At 45.1% G+C, this 17,292-nt stretch carries 18 protein-coding genes, 1 rRNA gene and 1 other annotated feature; all 19 genes read right to left on the bottom strand.

The genetic code is table 11. The features are described 5' to 3' along the window. Positions 1 to 7 precede the first annotated feature (7 nt). Positions 8 to 190 carry a preprotein translocase subunit SecE gene (secE, locus tag ACY8D0_RS21295; RefSeq protein ID WP_462412546.1) on the bottom strand — a complete coding sequence of 61 codons (183 nt, stop codon included), beginning with the start codon at positions 188 to 190 and terminating at the stop codon, positions 8 to 10. Positions 191 to 235: 45 nt separating this feature from the next. Further along, positions 236 to 382, bottom strand: coding sequence for a 50S ribosomal protein L33 (gene rpmG / locus ACY8D0_RS21290; RefSeq protein ID WP_462412545.1), 147 nt, complete (start codon positions 380 to 382; stop codon positions 236 to 238). Between the two features lie 112 nt (positions 383 to 494). Beyond that, the gene (gene sigH / locus ACY8D0_RS21285; RefSeq protein WP_462413147.1) at positions 495 to 1,100 is read right to left on the bottom strand and encodes an RNA polymerase sporulation sigma factor SigH; all 606 of its coding nucleotides are present in this window, start codon (positions 1,098 to 1,100) and stop codon (positions 495 to 497) included. A gap of 114 nt (positions 1,101 to 1,214) precedes the next feature. Then, on the bottom strand, positions 1,215 to 1,724 hold the full coding sequence (locus ACY8D0_RS21280; RefSeq protein ID WP_462412544.1) for an NYN domain-containing protein: 510 nt from the start codon (positions 1,722 to 1,724) through the stop codon (positions 1,215 to 1,217). 2 nt (positions 1,725 to 1,726) lie between these two features. Next, positions 1,727 to 2,473 carry a 23S rRNA (guanosine(2251)-2'-O)-methyltransferase RlmB gene (gene rlmB / locus ACY8D0_RS21275; protein ID WP_462412543.1) on the bottom strand — a complete coding sequence of 249 codons (747 nt, stop codon included), beginning with the start codon at positions 2,471 to 2,473 and terminating at the stop codon, positions 1,727 to 1,729. Continuing rightward, complete coding sequence (locus ACY8D0_RS21270; RefSeq protein ID WP_462412542.1) at positions 2,470 to 2,895, bottom strand: Mini-ribonuclease 3; 426 nt, start codon at positions 2,893 to 2,895, stop codon at positions 2,470 to 2,472. The genes rlmB and ACY8D0_RS21270 overlap by 4 nt, the downstream gene beginning before the upstream one ends. 3 nt (positions 2,896 to 2,898) lie before the next feature. Further along, positions 2,899 to 4,296: a cysteine--tRNA ligase gene (gene cysS / locus ACY8D0_RS21265; RefSeq protein ID WP_462412541.1), complete on the bottom strand. Its 1,398-nt coding sequence runs from the start codon at positions 4,294 to 4,296 to the stop codon at positions 2,899 to 2,901. Next, a complete protein-coding gene (cysE, locus tag ACY8D0_RS21260; RefSeq protein ID WP_462412540.1) occupies positions 4,277 to 4,945 on the bottom strand; it encodes a serine O-acetyltransferase in 669 nt (222 codons plus the stop codon). Before cysE ends, cysS begins: the two co-directional genes overlap by 20 nt. A 238-nt stretch (positions 4,946 to 5,183) precedes the next feature. Continuing rightward, positions 5,184 to 5,445, bottom strand: a binding site (T-box leader). Positions 5,446 to 5,489: 44 nt separating this feature from the next. Beyond that, on the bottom strand, positions 5,490 to 6,947 hold the full coding sequence (gene gltX, locus ACY8D0_RS21255) for a glutamate--tRNA ligase (RefSeq protein ID WP_462412539.1): 1,458 nt from the start codon (positions 6,945 to 6,947) through the stop codon (positions 5,490 to 5,492). Between the two features lie 93 nt (positions 6,948 to 7,040). Continuing rightward, positions 7,041 to 7,520 (bottom strand): 2-C-methyl-D-erythritol 2,4-cyclodiphosphate synthase, encoded by a 480-nt coding sequence (gene ispF / locus ACY8D0_RS21250; RefSeq protein ID WP_462412538.1) that lies wholly within the window; start codon positions 7,518 to 7,520, stop codon positions 7,041 to 7,043. A gap of 130 nt (positions 7,521 to 7,650) precedes the next feature. Further along, positions 7,651 to 8,340, bottom strand: a complete 690-nt coding sequence (gene ispD / locus ACY8D0_RS21245; protein WP_462412537.1) for a 2-C-methyl-D-erythritol 4-phosphate cytidylyltransferase — start codon at positions 8,338 to 8,340, stop codon at positions 7,651 to 7,653. Positions 8,341 to 8,367: 27 nt separating this feature from the next. Next, entirely contained in the window at positions 8,368 to 9,456 is a 1,089-nt protein-coding gene (locus ACY8D0_RS21240) for a PIN/TRAM domain-containing protein (protein WP_462412536.1), read from the bottom strand. 186 nt (positions 9,457 to 9,642) lie between these two features. Beyond that, a complete protein-coding gene (disA, locus tag ACY8D0_RS21235; RefSeq protein ID WP_462412535.1) occupies positions 9,643 to 10,710 on the bottom strand; it encodes a DNA integrity scanning diadenylate cyclase DisA in 1,068 nt (355 codons plus the stop codon). Positions 10,711 to 10,713: 3 nt separating this feature from the next. After that, positions 10,714 to 12,096, bottom strand: a complete 1,383-nt coding sequence (gene radA / locus ACY8D0_RS21230) for a DNA repair protein RadA (protein WP_462412534.1) — start codon at positions 12,094 to 12,096, stop codon at positions 10,714 to 10,716. 137 nt (positions 12,097 to 12,233) lie between these two features. Next, positions 12,234 to 14,678 (bottom strand): ATP-dependent protease ATP-binding subunit ClpC, encoded by a 2,445-nt coding sequence (clpC, locus tag ACY8D0_RS21225; RefSeq protein ID WP_462412533.1) that lies wholly within the window; start codon positions 14,676 to 14,678, stop codon positions 12,234 to 12,236. Between the two features lie 12 nt (positions 14,679 to 14,690). Further along, the gene (locus ACY8D0_RS21220; RefSeq protein WP_462412532.1) at positions 14,691 to 15,764 is read right to left on the bottom strand and encodes a protein-arginine kinase McsB; all 1,074 of its coding nucleotides are present in this window, start codon (positions 15,762 to 15,764) and stop codon (positions 14,691 to 14,693) included. Between the two features lies 1 nt (position 15,765). Beyond that, positions 15,766 to 16,317 (bottom strand): protein-arginine kinase activator protein McsA, encoded by a 552-nt coding sequence (locus tag ACY8D0_RS21215; protein WP_462412531.1) that lies wholly within the window; start codon positions 16,315 to 16,317, stop codon positions 15,766 to 15,768. Positions 16,318 to 16,342: 25 nt separating this feature from the next. Next, positions 16,343 to 16,804, bottom strand: a complete 462-nt coding sequence (locus ACY8D0_RS21210; RefSeq protein ID WP_462413146.1) for a CtsR family transcriptional regulator — start codon at positions 16,802 to 16,804, stop codon at positions 16,343 to 16,345. Between the two features lie 395 nt (positions 16,805 to 17,199). Then, positions 17,200 to 17,292: ribosomal RNA gene (gene rrf, locus ACY8D0_RS21205) — 5S ribosomal RNA — on the bottom strand; the annotation flags it as partial.

The raw sequence follows: 17,292 nt of genomic DNA, 5'->3' as shown, positions 1-17,292 counted from the left end.
TACCGTATTATTCAAGAATTAAGCGAATCAATTTTGAAAAACCCATATCCAACACGGTGAAGAAAAGACCAAAAAACACAACAGTGGTGATAACCGTAACCGTGGAACGAGTCAATTCTCCACGTTTAGGCCAGCTTACTTTTCTCATCTCACGTGCGATGTCACTGAAGAACTTTGTTATGCGTTTCATGTCGTTAAACCCCCATTGCATTTCTATTCCAAACTCTTAAGTCTATTATTTTGTTTCCCGATGCAGTGTTTGAACTCCGCAGGTTTTGCAGAATTTTTTCAATTCCAATCTATCTGTCTGCACTTCCTTGCCGGGTGTGGAATAGTTCCGGGAGCCGCAGACAGTGCAAGCAAGCACTCTTCTTTTACTCATGGTTGCCACCTTCTATAATTTCCATAAAACTGTAACATGCTCCCTAATTAATGTCAACAGCCAGAGGAACGAGATTCATATAAACTACAAATTCATGGGAGCGTATTCAAAATCACAAAGAAAATTCTCGGATTTCGAGATACCGTTCCAATTTCCTTTTTACGCGCTGGAGGGCATTATCGATTGATTTTACATGACGGTTAAGTTCCTCAGAAATCTCTTGATAGGATTGGCCATCTAAATACAGGGCTAAAACCTTCCTCTCTAAATCACTTAATAACTCCGCCATTTTGACCTCAATATGGTCAAATTCTTCTTGGTTAATAATTAATTCTTCAGGATCTAACACCTTTGCACCTGACAACACATCCATTAAAGTACGGTCTGACTCTTCATCGTAAATGGGCTTGTCCAAGGAAACATAGGAATTTAACGGGATATGCTTTTGCCTTGTGGCAGTTTTGATTGCCGTGATAATTTGCCTGGTAATGCACAGCTCGGCAAAAGCTTTAAAGGAGGTGAGCTTGTCCTCACGGAAATCACGAATTGCCTTATAAAGGCCGATCATTCCCTCTTGGACTATGTCCTCTTTGTCCGCCCCGATTAAAAAATAGGATCTTGCTTTTGCACGTACAAAATTACGATACTTGTAAATTAAATAGTCCAATGCCTCACTGTCACCCTGGTGTACCAAATCAACTAGTTCTTCATCTTCCATCACGAAGTATTGTTCGTTGATTCTTATTCCGAAGTCCGCACTCAATGTAGATCCCCTCCACCGAACAAGCATAGATACTATTATTATACATTACTAATTTTTTCAAGTCGAGGCTCATTTCTCTCCTCTGCGCCATTTTTCAAAAATTTCTGCTAGTTCTTTGCTTATCGGGATTTTTGCGACTGGCCTTTTTTCCTGAATCGTTTTTACGTTTTTTTGGATGCCTTTTTCAATGGACTCCATTTCAATCATGAGCTCACGTGCGGACATGCGAAGTGCCCCCTGTCCAAAAATCGCCCACTGTTCGGTATAATCAGAAGTGGCGACATGGATTTGGGTTTTGCGGTTGCTTAAGCTAATCGCCATTTTCTCAATTCTCTGGTCTGCTGTTTCGTTTTCTTTTGTAAAAATAACCTCTACATTATGATTTTTGTACTTTTTTTCTGTTCCTTGCACATACTGGGCATCGAAGACAACGATCACCCGATACCCAGAGAATGCTTGGTACTCGGCCATCTTCTCGACCAGCCGGTCCCTCGCAGCCGGCAGGTCACGATCCTTAAGGACCTTCAGTTCGGGCCATGCCCCTATTATGTTGTAACCATCAACGAGCAGGATGTCCATTTTTACCCCTCAAGCGCATGCCGTTTCCGGTATACCTCATACATTAATATAGCGGCGGCAACCGATGCGTTTAACGATGTGACTTTCCCAGCCATTGGCAAATGAATGAGAAAATCACATTTATCACGAATTAATCGTCCCATTCCTTTTCCTTCGCTTCCAATGACCAATCCAAGCGGCAAGGTCCCATCCAGCCTGCGATAATCGGCCTCACCCTTGGCGTCTGTACCGGCAATCCATACCCCTCGCTCTTTTAACTCATCAATCGTTTGGGCAATGTTTGTCACGCGGGCAACGGGGATATACTCAATCGCTCCGGTTGAGGCCTTGGCCACGGTGGCTGTCAGTCCCACTGCCCTTCTCTTTGGAATGATAATCCCATGGGCCCCAACAGCATCAGCCGTCCTCATAATCGAGCCAAGGTTATGCGGGTCTTCAATTTCATCCAAGATCAAAAAGAAAGGAGGCTCGTTTTTGGCTTCGGCAGCCTGGAATAAATCGTCCAATTCGGCATACTGGTAAGCGGCGACGTAGGCTAAGACTCCTTGATGATTTTGATCCGTTATTTGATCGATCTTTTTCTTTGGGACGAATTGAACAAGCACATTCGCTTCTTTTGCCAACCGGGTTACCTGCTGCATTTGTCCCCGCTGGGAGCCCTCGGCAATCAAAATTTTATTAATGTCCCGCTTTGACTTTAATGCTTCAATAACCGGGTTTTTCCCGACGATGTAGTCTTCTTGGTTCATGTTAACGTTCCTCCTTTCTTCGTTTCCACATAATCAAACGCCTGACGAATTAGCTCCTCGAGCCGTTGTTTGCGGCCTGTCAGGAATAAATATCCCATCAATGCCTCAAAGGCGGTGCTGTACCGATAGGTTTGCACATCGGTATTTTTCGGGACGGTCCCGGATTTGGCGTTCCGACCCCGCATGACCACTGCCAGCTCTTCCTCGTCCAGAATCCCATCATCCATCATGTTAAACAGGACCTGGCATTGGGCTTTGGCAGAAACATACCTGGTGCCTTCACGATGGAGCCGGTTCGGCCGTACCTGCCCGCTGTAGAGCAGGTGACGCCGCACATAGGTTTCGTAAATGGCGTCACCCATATAGGCTAGAGCAAGGCTATTCAGTTGGCTGGCATCCACTTTATTGTCGTATTCAAGCATGCATTAGCCTCTTTTCCATCTTGTACCTTGCGGTGTGTCTTCTAAGATAATATTCATGTCCTTTAATTGGTTTCGGATTTGGTCAGAAAGTTGGAAATTGCGGTCTTTTCGCGCTTGGTTCCGCTTCTCAATCAACGCATCAATTTCCTCATCCAGCATTTCTTCTTTTTCTAGTTTTAATCCTAATACGGCAAAAAGCTCTTCGAATTGGCCGGTGAAACGGTCAATCACTTCCACCGCCGTATTCTTTTCCAAAAGATAATAGTTCGCCAGTTTCGACAGGTCAAATAGTACGGAGATGGCCTTGGCAGTGTTAAAGTCATCATCCATGGCTTCGATAAATTCATTTTGCAATGCAGCGATTTTATCCAGCCACTCTTGATTATTGTCGGTTAAGTTGGTGCTAGCCCCTCTCCGGTGTTTCAAGTTTTGATAGGAAGTCTCCAGCCGTTCAAAAGCCGCTTTGGTGCTCTCTAGCAGCTCTTGGCTATAGTTAATCGGATTGCGGTAATGGACCGATAGCATAAACAACCGGAGTACCTGTGGATCGTGCTGTTTGATAATATCGTGAACGAGCACAAAGTTTCCAAGTGATTTGGACATTTTTTCGTTATCAATATTAATATAACCATTATGCATCCAATATCGTGCGAATGTTTTCCCGGTCAAGGCCTCCGATTGGGCAATCTCATTTTCGTGGTGCGGGAACGTTAAATCCTGCCCGCCAGCATGAATATCAATCGTGTCGCCCAAGTATTTCTTTGCCATCGCGGAGCATTCGATATGCCAGCCCGGTCTTCCAGGTCCCCATGGGCTCTCCCAGTAGATTTCCCCTTCCTTGGCTGCTTTCCACAGGGCGAAGTCCAAGTCATCCTGTTTCTTGTCGCCGACTTCAATTCTCGCACCTACTCGCAGCTCATCAATCGATTGATGCGACAACTTGCCGTATTCATCAAAGCTGCGGGTATGGAAATACACGTCCCCCTCGGATTCATAGGCATACCCCTTTTCCACGAGTTGGCGGATAAATTCAATGATAATATCCATATTTTCCATAACTCGTGGATGGATATCTGCATGCCGGCAGCCCAAGGCGGTCACATCTTCAAAATAGGCCCCGATAAACCGGTTGGCGATGGTTGGAACGTCCTCACCCAACTGGTTTGCGGCACGGATCAGCTTATCATCGACGTCGGTAAAGTTAGACACATACTTAACGTCATAGCCGCGGTACTCCAGATAGCGTCGGACCGTATCAAACACAATGGCTGGTCGAGCATTGCCGATATGAATGTAGTTATAAACCGTCGGACCGCATACATACATCTTCACTTTCCCCTCTTCCAGCGGGACAAACTGTTCCTTCTGTCGGGTAAGTGTATTATAAAGTTGAATGCTCATTGACTTTTTTCCCTTCTTCCTTGCATTTTTCCAGTTCTATTCTCAATTCGTTCAGTTCATTTTGCATTTGGTTGATCCTGTCGGCAATCGGGTCAGGGAGGTTGTTATGGTTTAAGTCATTATTAATCCGTTTTCCATCCTGAATTACAACCCTGCCGGGGATTCCCACTACGGTGGAGTTTGGCGGCACTTCTTTTAAAACAACAGAGCCCCCGCCGATTTTTGAGTTTTCCCCTATGGTAATGGATCCAAGTACCTTAGCTCCTGTGGCTATCAAGACATTATCCTTTACCGTCGGATGGCGTTTGCCTTTTTCCTTGCCGGTTCCCCCAAGTGTGACCCCTTGATAAACGGTGACATTATCCCCAATTTCACATGTTTCCCCTATGACCACGCCCATCCCGTGGTCAATAAAGAATCTCCTTCCTATTTTGGCGCCTGGGTGTATTTCAATTCCCGTAAAAAAACGGCTTGCTTGCGAAATGACCCGTGCCAGGAAAAAAAATTTCCGTTTATAAAGGGCGTGAGCGACTCGGTGTGCCCATATCGCATGTAATCCTGAATAAGTTAAGACGACCTCCAGCTTCGTTCTAGCTGCCGGGTCCTGTTCAAAAACAACTTCAATATCTTCCTTCATTAGCTTAAACATGTGATATCCCCCCTGTTCCCCTTTGTAATAAGAAAAGCGCAAGCACCCTGGTCAGCGCCGTTTGGCCTAGAGCTCTCCAACTGAGATAAAGGAAACACGATGAGCCGGAGGCGAATCGATGTTGACTTATCCTAGAGCGGAGAGCGAAGGACACTAGGCGCTAGGGTGCTGGAGCTGGACAATTCTCAAAGACAAGATTTTAAATACTGATAGTATAAAAAAACGTCCCTGTCATGACGACAGAGACGCATTTTGCGTGGTTCCACTCTGATTAGACTCATTGCTGCCACCATTTTCAAAAAGGGAAAATGTGATCCAGCTGACCAGTCTCACTCTGTTTGATAACGGAAATCTCCGCCCATATCTACTAAATCCATTGTTCTTTCGATATGGGGCTCAGAGGCGCATTTCAAAAAACGAGAGGCCTAAACCACTTTCAGCCGATGATGGTTCTCTCTTTAAGGCTTCATTTTCCTACTTTTCCTCTTCTACGCTGTAACTCATATTTTTATATCACTTATCATATTACATTTTCTAGCTATTGTTAACTAATAAATTTCTGAATTCGATTTTGCACTGTTTTTTTGCCTAAAAGTTCGATTGTTTCTGGAAGGTCCGGTCCATGGGTTTGGCCTGTTACGGCTGCACGAATCGGCATAAATAAATTCTTTCCTTTTTGGCCGGTTGACTTCTGTACGGCCTTCATCGCCGCTTTAATGCCTTCAGGTTGGAAAGATTCCAGGTGGTCCAGCTCTTGGGAAAAGGCCTTTAACACTTCGGGTACCGTTTCTCCCGCTAAAACCTCTTTCGCTTCCGGTTCATATTCGGCCTCTTCCTGGAAGAACAAATCCGAAAGACCGATAATTTCCGCTCCATAGCTCATTTTTTCTTGAAGCAGCGAAATTAATTTGCGGGCCCATTCCCTATCCTCAGCCGTCATTGTTTCACTTAAACGGCCTGCCTTGATTAAATGCGGCAATGCCAATTCGAGAACGCGGTCAACCTCTACTTTTTTCACGTATTGGTTGTTCATCCATTCCAGCTTTTGTTTATCGAACAAAGCCGGCGATTTAGACAGTCGGCTCGCATCAAAGTTTTTAATGAATTCTTCCCTTGAGAAGATTTCTTCTTCTCCAGCAGGTGACCAGCCGAGCAATGCGATAAAGTTGAACAATGCTTCCGGTAAATACCCCAGTTCTTCGTATTGTTCAATAAATTGGATGATGGATTCATCCCGTTTGCTCAGCTTTTTGCGGCTTTCATTGACAATCAACGTCATATGGCCAAAAATGGGCGGCTCCCAGCCAAACGCTTGATAAATCATTAACTGCTTCGGCGTATTGGAGATATGGTCGTCCCCCCGAAGGACATGAGAGATTTCCATCAGATGGTCATCGATGACAACCGCATAGTTATAAGTTGGCATTCCGTCCTTTTTGACAATGACCCAGTCTCCCATTCCTTCCGATTCGAAGGAAACGTGGCCTTTAACAATATCATCGAAGGTATAGGTCTGGTCTTGGGAGACGACAAACCGAATGCTTGGCTTGCGGCCTTCTTTTTCCAGACGTTCCCGGTCTTCAGCGGTCAAATGACGGCATTGGCCGGAATAGTGCGGGGTTTCCCCTTTTGCCATCTGGGCTTCCCGTTCTTCTTCCAATTCCTCTTCCGTACAATAGCATTTATAGGCTAATCCCTTTTCCATCAACTGATTGGTATAGGTTTGATAAATATCATTTCTTTCGGATTGCCGGTAAGGGCCGTACTCACCGCCGACATCGACACTTTCATCCCAATCCATGCCCAGCCATTTTAAATATTTGAGCTGGCTTTGCTCGCCGCCCTCAATATTGCGTTTTGTATCCGTATCTTCAATCCGGATAATAAACTTTCCGCCTTGACTGCGGGCAAATAAATAATTAAATAGGGCGGTCCGGGCGTTTCCGATATGTAAATGTCCTGTTGGACTTGGGGCGTACCGTACACGAATTTCGTTTGACATTTTAATGCCTCCACTTTGCTTTTTTACATCCCGAATTATTTTACCACTATAGGTTTTCGCAAGAAAGTCCTAAGTCCGGGCAAATTTGGTTACTTATGATGATTTTGTTAATAAAACGACGGCCTGCGAAGCAATTCCCTCGCCCCTGCCAGTAAAGCCAAGCTTTTCGGTTGTCGTGGCCTTGACATTAATTTGTTCAGGTGACGCCTCGAGCAGTTCCGCAATCCGTTGTTTCATTTGCTCAATATAGGGAGCCATTTTGGGCTTTTGGGCAATAATGGTGCAATCGGCATTGACCAGTTGGTAGCCTTTTGATTTGACCAGCTGCCACACATGCTCCATTAATTTGGCAGAATCGGCATCCTTAAACGCCGGATCGGTATCGGGAAAATGCTTGCCGATATCCCCTTCTCCAATCGCACCGAGACAGGCATCAGCAACTGTATGTAACAGGACGTCGGCATCGGAGTGACCGAGAAGTCCTTTTTCATATGGAATCGTAATACCGCCAATGATGAGCGGGCGGCCTTCCGTTAATTGATGGACATCAAAGCCCTGTCCAATACGAAACATCAGCAAAACTCCTTTTGTCTTTTCTTCATCAAACCAAAATAAATTCTCACAAATTGGGTAGCACCATTGCTTAGGGGCTCTTGAGTCTCCAGCCAATCCGTCAAGAAGGCTCGTCTAATGCTTACCGCCCCTAAACAAGGCGCTTCCGCTTTTCTAGTATCGCTTCCGCAAAGTATAGATCTTCCGGGGTTGTGATTTTAATATTGTCATAATCGCCTTCCACCATGGCCACGGTGTGTCCTGTTCGCTCGACAAGACTGGAATCATCTGTCCCTAAAAAACAATCCTTTTCTGCTTGTTCGTAAGCTTCTAGCAAAAGCGAAACACGAAAAGCTTGCGGGGTATGAACAGCCCACAAGCTTGAACGTTCGACAGTTTCTGCCACTAACCCATCTTGAACTTTTTTCATCGTGTCTTTTGCGGGGACTCCAATAATGGCAGCACCCTTTTGTTCCGCTGTTTCAACCAACCGATGAATCTGTTTTGTGGTGATAAAGGGCCTGGCGGCATCGTGGACAAGGATTACCCCGTCAGAATTGATGGTTTTTAGCCCATTATAAATGCTGTACTGGCGTTCCTTGCCGCCCGATACTAGACGAATGACCTTGTTAATTTGGTATTCACTCAGTAACCGTGTGAATTCCTCTTCATCCTGTGGGTGGATGGCCAAAATCATTCCCTCACAGAATTCGTCCTCTTCAAAAACCTTTAACGTGTGAATGAGGATTGGTACTCCATTCAATGCAAGCAACAGCTTGTTTTTTCCCGCTCCCATTCTTTTTCCCTGGCCGGCAGCCGGGATAATGACTTGGTAAGTCATAAAAATACCTCTATTCATCTTGTCTAGCTATAATGCTTTTTCCAGTAATTTCGGTTTGGCAAATATCATTCTGCCTGCAGACGTTTGCAGCACGCTTGTGACCAAAACTTCGATGCGTTTACCGATATACTCTCTTCCCTCTTCTACTACAATCATGGTTCCGTCATCCAGGTAAGCAACGCCTTGATGATATTCTTTACCGTCCTTAATCACGTGCACAGTTAATTCCTCACCTGGAAGAACGACTGGCTTGACGGCATTCGCCAAGTCATTGATATTTAAAACTTGGACATTTTGCAATTCAGAAACCTTATTTAAATTAAAATCATTGGTGACGAGGGCGCCGTTTGTCAATTTCGCCAGCTTGACTAGTTTCGAATCAACCTCTTGTATTTCGTCAAAATCACCTTCGTAAATTTCCACTTTGATGGCAAGTTCTTTTTGAATCCGGTTAAGGATATCCAAACCCCTTCTGCCGCGATTGCGTTTCAATACATCGGAAGAGTCCGCAATATGCTGAAGCTCCTCTAGAACGAATCGGGGAATCACGATGGTCCCTTCTAAAAATCCAGTCTGGCAGATATCCGCAACACGGCCATCAATAATCACACTAGTATCCAATATTTTCAGTGTTTCACGATCCGCCTTTTCAGGTTCCTCTTCAGCTGATTTTTTCTTGCCGCTTCCTTTGCCAAACAATCCAAGCAGTTCATCGCGCTTTTTAAATCCGACCTGGAAGCCAAGGTAACCAAATAGTAGTGTCAGTAAAATCGGGGCAACCGCATTCAAAACGGGGACTTTAACCGCATTAAGGGCAAATCCGATTAAAAAGGCAACCAGTAGTCCAAATATCAAACCGACACTGCCGAACAGGACATCGGTAACGGGGACTTTCACTAACGAGTCCTCCGTCCATTTAATAAAATTAAACACGTAATCTACTGCCCAAAAGGTTATAAAATAAAAAATAATAGCACCCAAAATAGCAGTGACATATGAATTATTGACGATTGGAATGTCATTAATATGAAGTAAATTGAACAGTTCCGGCAATAACAAGATTCCAAGCGTACCACCCATTATGAGGAAGCAAGCCTGCACAATTCGTCTTAACATTCCTTCACCTCCTCTACTCATTATAAACATATTCGTCAAAATGAAACCTTGATTTGGCGATTATTTTTTCAAAATGTAATCATTTTGAAATATCCGCTTAGAGGACAATCTTTACTTCCCATAGGGTAGCATTGAATAAAACAGACTGTCAAATAATTGGAAACTTTTATCCAAATAATGACTCGGCTACAAATGGCGGTCGGTATAAAGCCGCTCTTTTATCAATTTGAACCCTTCTCTGATTTTCTTGGCCCGGACTTCGCCAATCCCCTCCACATCATCCAATTCTTCAACCGTTGCCGACAGGACATTGGCCAAGTGGTCAAAACGATTAATAAGATTTTCAATGATTACTTGTGGCAGTCTTGGAATTTTGTTTAGGATGCGGTAACCGCGCGGATATTTAACTTCCTCAAGGTGGACGTAACCCAGATAGCCCAGTAATTTAAGCAGTGACGTATCCTCGAGAGCCCCATTCTGCGCTAAGACCTGCATTCGCTGTAATGCCTCGTCCGGAGTGATTTCCCGATTATAGGCGTAATCTTTGATGATCAGTTTGATTTCATTTTCCAGCTCTATCAATATCTCATTCATTTGCAGCCGGATCAGCCGTCCCTCAGTGCCCAGCTCGTAAAGGAAGGCAAGCAATTCATTTTTAATTTTTAACACCATCTCAAATCGGTGCAGAACCAACAGAAAATCATTGTAGGTGACAGATTCCTCAAATTCCAGCACACTCAGGTTGGTGATGCTTTGTTCGACAACGGCCTTATATTTCTCCAGTGTTTGGATGGCTTGATTGGCTTTTGTCAGGATTACTGCAATGTCCTTTAGGGCATAGCGGATATTCCCTTGGTATATGGTGATGACATTTCTCCGTTGAGATATGGCAATCACCAAGGCTTTGGTTTGTTTGGCGGTTCTTTCCGCCGTGCGGTGGCGCATGCCTGTTTCGGAGGATGGTACTTCAGGATCCGGTGCCAGCTGGGCATTGGCTATGAGGATCTTATTTCCTGTCTCATTTAAAATAATGGCCCCGTCCATCTTGGCCAACTCATATAAAAAGCTTGGTGAAAAGGAACAATTAATTGCAAACCCGCCGTCGACTATACTTTTTACTTTCTCGTTATACCCTATTACAATAAGTCCTCCTGTATTAGCACGGAGGACATTGTCCAACCCCTCACGAATCGGTGTTCCTGGCGCCACTAATTGTAAAATGTCATTGATGGATTGTTCCCGTTTATGTTCCATCGATCATCCCCCTAATGCCGCTTGAAGTGCCTCCCTAACGGAGGAAACTCCGATTAATTGAATCCCTTCCGGTCCTTTCCAGCCGCCTAAGTTATTGGCAGGAAGAATCACCCGTTCAAAGCCCATTTTTGCGGCTTCCTGCACACGCTGGTCAATTCTTGATACCCGCCTTACTTCGCCTGTTAGGCCGACTTCCCCAATGATACAGTCTGTTGGTCTCGTGGGACTATCCTGGAAACTAGAAGCAATACTAACCGCTATCGCCAAATCTATAGCCGGTTCATCCAATTTTACGCCGCCGGCAACTTTCAAGTAGGCATCCTGGTTGGCAAGGAGCATTCCCACCCGTTTTTCAAGGACAGCCATTAACAGCGGCACGCGGTTATGGTCAATCCCTGTTGCCATTCGCCTTGGATTTCCAAAGGCTGTTGGTGAAATCAGAGCCTGGATTTCTACCAACACGGGCCGTGTACCTTCCATGGAGGCAACAACCGTAGAGCCCGCTGCACCCCGCGAACGTTCTTCTAAGAAAATTTCGGAAGGATTCTCAACTTCCTCCAAACCGATTTCCTTCATTTCGAAAATACCCATTTCATTGGTGGACCCAAACCGGTTCTTAACCGCCCGTAAAATCCGGTACGTATGGTGGCGCTCCCCTTCAAAATAGAGGACAGTATCCACCATATGCTCAAGCAGCCTTGGGCCGGCAATCGAGCCTTCTTTAGTCACATGCCCGACAATGAAAATAGCAATCCCCTTGGTCTTGCCAATTCTCATTAACTCAGCAGTACATTCCCGTACTTGTGACACACTTCCAGGTGCGGATGTCACATCCGGATGGAATACGGTTTGGATGGAGTCGATAATGACAAAACTCGGGTTCGTCCGCTCAATGGTGAGGTTGATTTCTTCCAAGTTGGTTTCCGCATATACCAAAAGATTTTCTGAGGCAATCTGGAGCCGCTCCGCCCGCAGCTTTGTTTGCCGCAATGATTCTTCTCCGGATATATATAAAACTTGATGGCCTTTATTGGCTAATTGAGAGGATACTTGCAACAGCAGCGTGGACTTGCCGATTCCAGGGTCGCCCCCAATTAATACTAATGACCCTTTCACCACCCCGCCGCCTAAAACCCGATTTAATTCTGTCAAGTCGGTTAAAATCCTCGGCTCACTTACCGATTCGATGCGGGTAATGGGAGTTGGTTTGGAGACTAAGCCTGAGCCGCCTTGCGAGTGGGCGAATGCCCCTCTTCGTGCAGGACCGGCTGCCTCCACTTCTTCAGTCATTTTATTCCACTGTCCGCAGCCAGGGCATTTTCCCATCCATTTTGGCGATTCATAGCCGCATTCCTGGCAGACAAACTTTGTTTTTCGTTTGACCATAGGTCTGTATTCCTTTCTTAACGGGTTTTCCATTTTTAGATAAATAAAAAAGAGGTACACGGATATAATTTTATTCACGTGTACCTCGAGCAGGTTGATGGCTGCAGGCTGATTAGATTCAGCCCCCTTCAACCGAATTAACTGGAGACGCCTGTTTTTTCAGCAGTTTTAACGACAAACTCGCCGTTTTCGACATCGATAACCGCTTGCTGGCCCGTTAGCAATGTACCTTTAAGCAGTTCTTCAGAAAGCATGTCTTCCACATTCTTTTGAATTGAGCGTCTTAATGGCCTTGCGCCATATTCCGGGTCGTAGCCTTCCTCGGAAATTTTACTCTTGGCTGCCGGAGTCAATTCGATATAGATATTTTGCTCTTTTAACCGTTTGACCAGCTGGTCAGATAGCAAAGTAACAATTTCTTCTAAATGTTTCTTCTCTAATGCATGGAAGACAATAATCTCGTCAATCCGGTTAAGGAATTCAGGGCGGAAGGCTTTTTTCAGTTCTTCCATGACTTTGCCTTTCATGTCCTTATAGTCCTGTGCCGCCGTATCCTGAATATTGAAGCCCACATATTTATTCCGTTTTAAGGTGTCGGCCCCAACGTTCGACGTCATAATCAATACCGTATTACGGAAATCCACAGTCCTTCCTTTGGAATCCGTTAGACGGCCATCCTCAAGGACCTGAAGTAAAATGTTAAAGACATCCGGATGCGCTTTTTCGATTTCATCCAGCAGGATGACCGAGTATGGCTTCCTGCGCACTTTTTCCGTTAACTGTCCGCCCTCTTCATAGCCTACATAGCCTGGAGGCGAACCAACCAGTCGGGAAGTGGAATGTTTCTCCATGTATTCAGACATATCAATCCGAATCATGGCATCCTCATCACCGAACATCGCTTCAGCAAGCGCACGTGCCAATTCCGTTTTACCGACACCTGTCGGGCCAAGGAAGATAAATGAACCAATCGGACGTTTTGGATCCTTCAATCCCGCACGCGCTCTTCTCACAGCTTTGGAAACTGCTTTAACGGCTTCCTCTTGCCCGATGAGACGGGAGTGTAAAATTTCTTCCAGGTTCAACAATTTTTCCGTTTCCGTTTGGGCAAGCCTGGAGACCGGTATTCCTGTCCAGCTGGAGACAACCGCCGCGATATCTTCTACCGTCACTTGATTGTTCTCTTTGCCCTGCTTTTCTTTCCAGCTTTTCTTCGTTTCTTCCAGCTGCTCGCGCAGGCGCTGTTCCGAATCCCTTAAAGACGCTGCTTTTTCGAATTCCTGGCTTTGGACAGCGGCGTCTTTTTCTTTACGGACTTCCTCGAGCTTCACTTCAAGTTCTTTTAAATTAGGCGGTGTCGTATATGAGCGAAGCCGTACTTTGGAACCGGCCTCATCAATTAGGTCAATGGCTTTATCCGGCAAGAATCGGTCCGAGATATAACGGTCCGATAGTTTGACGGCGGCGTCAATTGCTTCATCGGTAATTGAAACACGATGGTGTGCTTCATAGCGGTCACGCAACCCCTGCAGGATTTGAACTGATTCTTCCGCTGTTGGCTCATCAACGCGAATCGGCTGAAAACGCCGTTCCAATGCGGCATCTTTTTCAATGTATTTGCGGTATTCGTCAAGTGTCGTGGCACCAATGCATTGTAATTCACCACGGGCAAGGGACGGTTTTAGGATATTTGAAGCATCGATTGCGCCTTCTGCCCCACCGGCGCCAATTAATGTATGAAGCTCATCAATGAACAGAATGATATTTCCAGCTTGGCGGATTTCATCCATGACCTTTTTCAAACGGTCTTCAAATTCACCGCGATATTTCGTTCCGGCAACCACCGTGCCCATATCCAAAGTCATAACGCGTTTATCGCGAAGGATTTCCGGCACTTCATTGTTTACAATCTGCTGGGCGAGGCCCTCTGCGATAGCTGTTTTCCCGACACCAGGCTCGCCGATTAAGACCGGATTGTTCTTCGTGCGGCGGCTTAGAACCTCAATCACACGCTGGATTTCTTTGCTGCGGCCAATAACAGGGTCAAGGCTGCCTTCTCGTGCAATTGCCGTTAAATCTCTTGCCAAACTGTCTAGTGTTGGGGTATTGGCATTAGCTGACGCACCACCTTGGTGGCCGCCCGATTCATTGCTTCCCAACAGTTGAAGCACTTGCTGGCGTGCTTTATTTAAGCTGACACCCAAGTTATTCAACACCCTGGCAGCCACACCTTCTCCCTCACGGATTAGACCAAGGAGAATATGCTCGGTGCCAACATACGAATGACCAAGTTTGCGTGCTTCGTCCATTGATAATTCAATTACTTTTTTAGCTCTCGGGGTGTAGTGAATAATCTGGGATGATTCTTGGCCTTTGCCAATTAGGTTTTCTACTTCTTTTTGGATCTTATCGGATCCGAGACCGAGTCCATAAAGCGCTTTGGCAGCAATTCCTTCCCCTTCGCGGGTTAGTCCTAGCAGGATGTGTTCAGTTCCAATATTATTATGGCCAAGGCGAATGGCCTCTTCCTGGGCTAATGCCAAGACTTTCTGTGCTCTTTCAGTAAAACGGCCAAACATCATATCACTCACTCCTTAACTTTTTTCTGTTTCCATTTGAATTCTTTCCCGGATTAATGCAGCCCGTCTGATATCCCTTTCATATGGTCTTAATGGACCCCCGGCATACTGTTGAAGAAATCCCGGCTGGGTTAATATCATCAGTTCATTCAGAATGGTTTTAGACATATTATGAATATAGCCCATATCGATTCCTAGCCTTACATCGGATAGGCATTTGGCGGCTTCTTTGGATTCAATGATCCGGCTATGGGTTAAAACACCTAACGAACGGAAAACCCTATCTTCCAATTGTATGTTCGAACTTTTCCGTAATGCTTCCCGCGCTGACCTTTCTTGTGAAATAATCTGGCTGACAACCCCCATTAAATCACGACAAATGTCCTCTTCTGACTTTCCAAGAGTAATCTGATTGGAAATTTGAAAAATGTTCCCCAGCGCTTCACTTCCCTCACCATAAATTCCTCTGACGACGAATCCTAACTGGTTAATCGCCGGGATGATCCGATTGATTTGCTGCGTCAGGACCAATCCAGGCAAATGCATCATCAATGATGCGCGGAGTCCTGTCCCTACATTGGTTGGGCAGCTTGTCAGGTAGCCGTACTTCTCATCGAAGGCATAATGGACATGATGCTCCAGCCAATCATCAATTTCATTTGCTGCACTTAAAGCTTCTTCCAATTGCAATCCAGGAAACAAACATTGGATGCGGATATGATCCTCTTCATTAATCATTATACTAACTTCCTCATTTTCGGATAATAAAACCGCACCATGCGGGGCATCATCCGATAATAGAGGACTGATTAAATGTTTTTCAACCAGCACACGCTTTTGGAGCGGCTGCAAACAATCGACTTTCAGCAATTCCATCTGCCCAAATTTTCCAAAGGGAGATTGCAGTAAAAGATTCTCGATATCTTGAATAATTTGTTTTGCTTCTTCATGTGAAAAGACGGTTGGAAACGAATAATTCTCAAAATTTCGTGCCAGACGGATTCGGGAGCTTAAGACAATATCGGAGTCAGGTCCCTCCATGCTCATCCATGAGCTCACTGCTTGACTTAAAAAACGCTCGAGCGACATGTCATTTTCCTCCCTCTTGCTGGCCGGCTGTCAGCTTTCTTTCCAAATCGCGGATTTCATCGCGAATTTTTGCTGCTTTTTCAAATTCCTCCTGCATAATAGACTCCCGTAATGCACTTTTTAATTCTTCGATTTGTTTTCTTAAGGAAATTCCCCCACCAATCCGTTTAGGAATTTTCCCGCTGTGTGTCCAATTCCCTCCATGCAGCCGTCTCAACACCGGCTTTAATTGGTCTTGGAAGGTTTCGTAGCAATGGGCACAACCGAACCTGCCAATCTTTAAAAATTGCGGGAAGGTCATCGAACAGTGCGGGCACTGAAGTATTTCTTCCTGCTGGAAAGGGCTCTGGTCCTGCTTATGAAAAGTAGGGTCTATGTTTAATAGTCCAGCTAATAGGTCATTGAAGGAAAAGCCAGATCCTCCGCTAAACATAAACATTTCACCCTTCTCCTGGGCGCATTTTTCACATAGATGCACTTCGGTTTTTTCACCATTCACGATTTTTGTAAAATGAACAGCAGCAGGCCGTTGGTTACACTCCTGACAGTTCATACTTTCACCTCTTCGGCAGCTAAATTTAGTTGTATTTTAATGAGGTTAGCATTGCTTTTAACATTCTGGCTCTTAATTCATCTCGATAGGGAAGGTCAATATATAAAACGGAGCGGTCTATCACACTGAGCATGATTTTTGCTTCCCGCTTAGTAATGACTTCCTCTTGCACGAGACGCATAATCACATCTTCGGCACTTGCCTGGCTAATCCGGTTATGGAAAAGCGATTGCAGATGCTCAATCAATTGAGCGGAGCTATGGGACTGCACCTTCATAATGCGAATATAGCCTCCGCCACCCCGTTTACTTTCGACAAGATAGCCTCTTTCGATTGTAAAACGGGTATTGATAACATAATTTATTTGAGAAGGGACACACTGAAACTTATCGGCTATCTCGCTGCGTTTGATTTCAACAAGGTCCTCATCACTCAATTCCAATACTTGCTTCAAGTAGTTCTCGATAATATCGGAGATGTTCCGCATCATTTCACCCCCCTGTCATCATCTGACTTTGACTATCTTTGACTATGATTATAATCAATTTTACCTTGAGATGCAACGATTCACTACTATTAGATTTTCTCCAAATTTCGCAGTTGGGAAACGTGGAAACGAAGGATATTTGGTTTTTATTGGGGAAATTGTAGGGAGTGGGATTAAAGGACTCTATCTTTGTCTGCAAAGTTATCTTTCATTTTATCCTGCAAACACTTAAAAATATGGAATAGGGTCTTGCATAGATCTATCTTTACACGAGTTGGTCTCAGGACTGTTTTTTGGGGGTTAAAATGGTTTTTTATAGCACCCGTATTTTGTTTACCGGCACTTTGCCATTTATGCACAAAAAAGGCAACCGTTTCAGGTTGCCTTTTATAATTGCCTGGCAGCGTCCTACTCTCACAGGGACTTTCGTCCCAACTACCATCGGCGCTGAGAAGCTTAACTTCCGTGTTCGGTATGGGAACGGGTGT

Source organism: Neobacillus camarae (assembly GCF_054950115.1).
Note: the sequence above shows the minus strand (reverse complement) of the source record. Positions and strands in the feature narration are given on the sequence as shown.

Excerpts from the sequence above, each read along its gene's own strand:
- secE (WP_462412546.1), bottom strand. The coding sequence starts at position 190 with ATGAAACGCATAACAAAGTTCTTCAGTGACATCGCACGTGAGATGAGA.
- rpmG (WP_462412545.1), bottom strand. The coding sequence starts at position 382 with ATGAGTAAAAGAAGAGTGCTTGCTTGCACTGTCTGCGGCTCCCGGAAC.
- sigH (WP_462413147.1), bottom strand. The coding sequence starts at position 1,100 with ATGGAAGATGAAGAACTAGTTGATTTGGTACACCAGGGTGACAGTGAG.
- ACY8D0_RS21280 (WP_462412544.1), bottom strand. The coding sequence starts at position 1,724 with ATGGACATCCTGCTCGTTGATGGTTACAACATAATAGGGGCATGGCCC.
- rlmB (WP_462412543.1), bottom strand. The coding sequence starts at position 2,473 with ATGAACCAAGAAGACTACATCGTCGGGAAAAACCCGGTTATTGAAGCA.
- ACY8D0_RS21270 (WP_462412542.1), bottom strand. The coding sequence starts at position 2,895 with ATGCTTGAATACGACAATAAAGTGGATGCCAGCCAACTGAATAGCCTT.
- cysS (WP_462412541.1), bottom strand. The coding sequence starts at position 4,296 with ATGAGCATTCAACTTTATAATACACTTACCCGACAGAAGGAACAGTTT.
- cysE (WP_462412540.1), bottom strand. The coding sequence starts at position 4,945 with ATGTTTAAGCTAATGAAGGAAGATATTGAAGTTGTTTTTGAACAGGAC.
- gltX (WP_462412539.1), bottom strand. The coding sequence starts at position 6,947 with ATGTCAAACGAAATTCGTGTACGGTACGCCCCAAGTCCAACAGGACAT.
- ispF (WP_462412538.1), bottom strand. The coding sequence starts at position 7,520 with ATGTTTCGTATTGGACAGGGCTTTGATGTCCATCAATTAACGGAAGGC.
- ispD (WP_462412537.1), bottom strand. The coding sequence starts at position 8,340 with ATGACTTACCAAGTCATTATCCCGGCTGCCGGCCAGGGAAAAAGAATG.
- ACY8D0_RS21240 (WP_462412536.1), bottom strand. The coding sequence starts at position 9,456 with ATGTTAAGACGAATTGTGCAGGCTTGCTTCCTCATAATGGGTGGTACG.
- disA (WP_462412535.1), bottom strand. The coding sequence starts at position 10,710 with ATGGAACATAAACGGGAACAATCCATCAATGACATTTTACAATTAGTG.
- radA (WP_462412534.1), bottom strand. The coding sequence starts at position 12,096 with ATGGTCAAACGAAAAACAAAGTTTGTCTGCCAGGAATGCGGCTATGAA.
- clpC (WP_462412533.1), bottom strand. The coding sequence starts at position 14,678 with ATGATGTTTGGCCGTTTTACTGAAAGAGCACAGAAAGTCTTGGCATTA.
- ACY8D0_RS21220 (WP_462412532.1), bottom strand. The coding sequence starts at position 15,764 with ATGTCGCTCGAGCGTTTTTTAAGTCAAGCAGTGAGCTCATGGATGAGC.
- ACY8D0_RS21215 (WP_462412531.1), bottom strand. The coding sequence starts at position 16,317 with ATGAACTGTCAGGAGTGTAACCAACGGCCTGCTGCTGTTCATTTTACA.
- ACY8D0_RS21210 (WP_462413146.1), bottom strand. The coding sequence starts at position 16,804 with ATGCGGAACATCTCCGATATTATCGAGAACTACTTGAAGCAAGTATTG.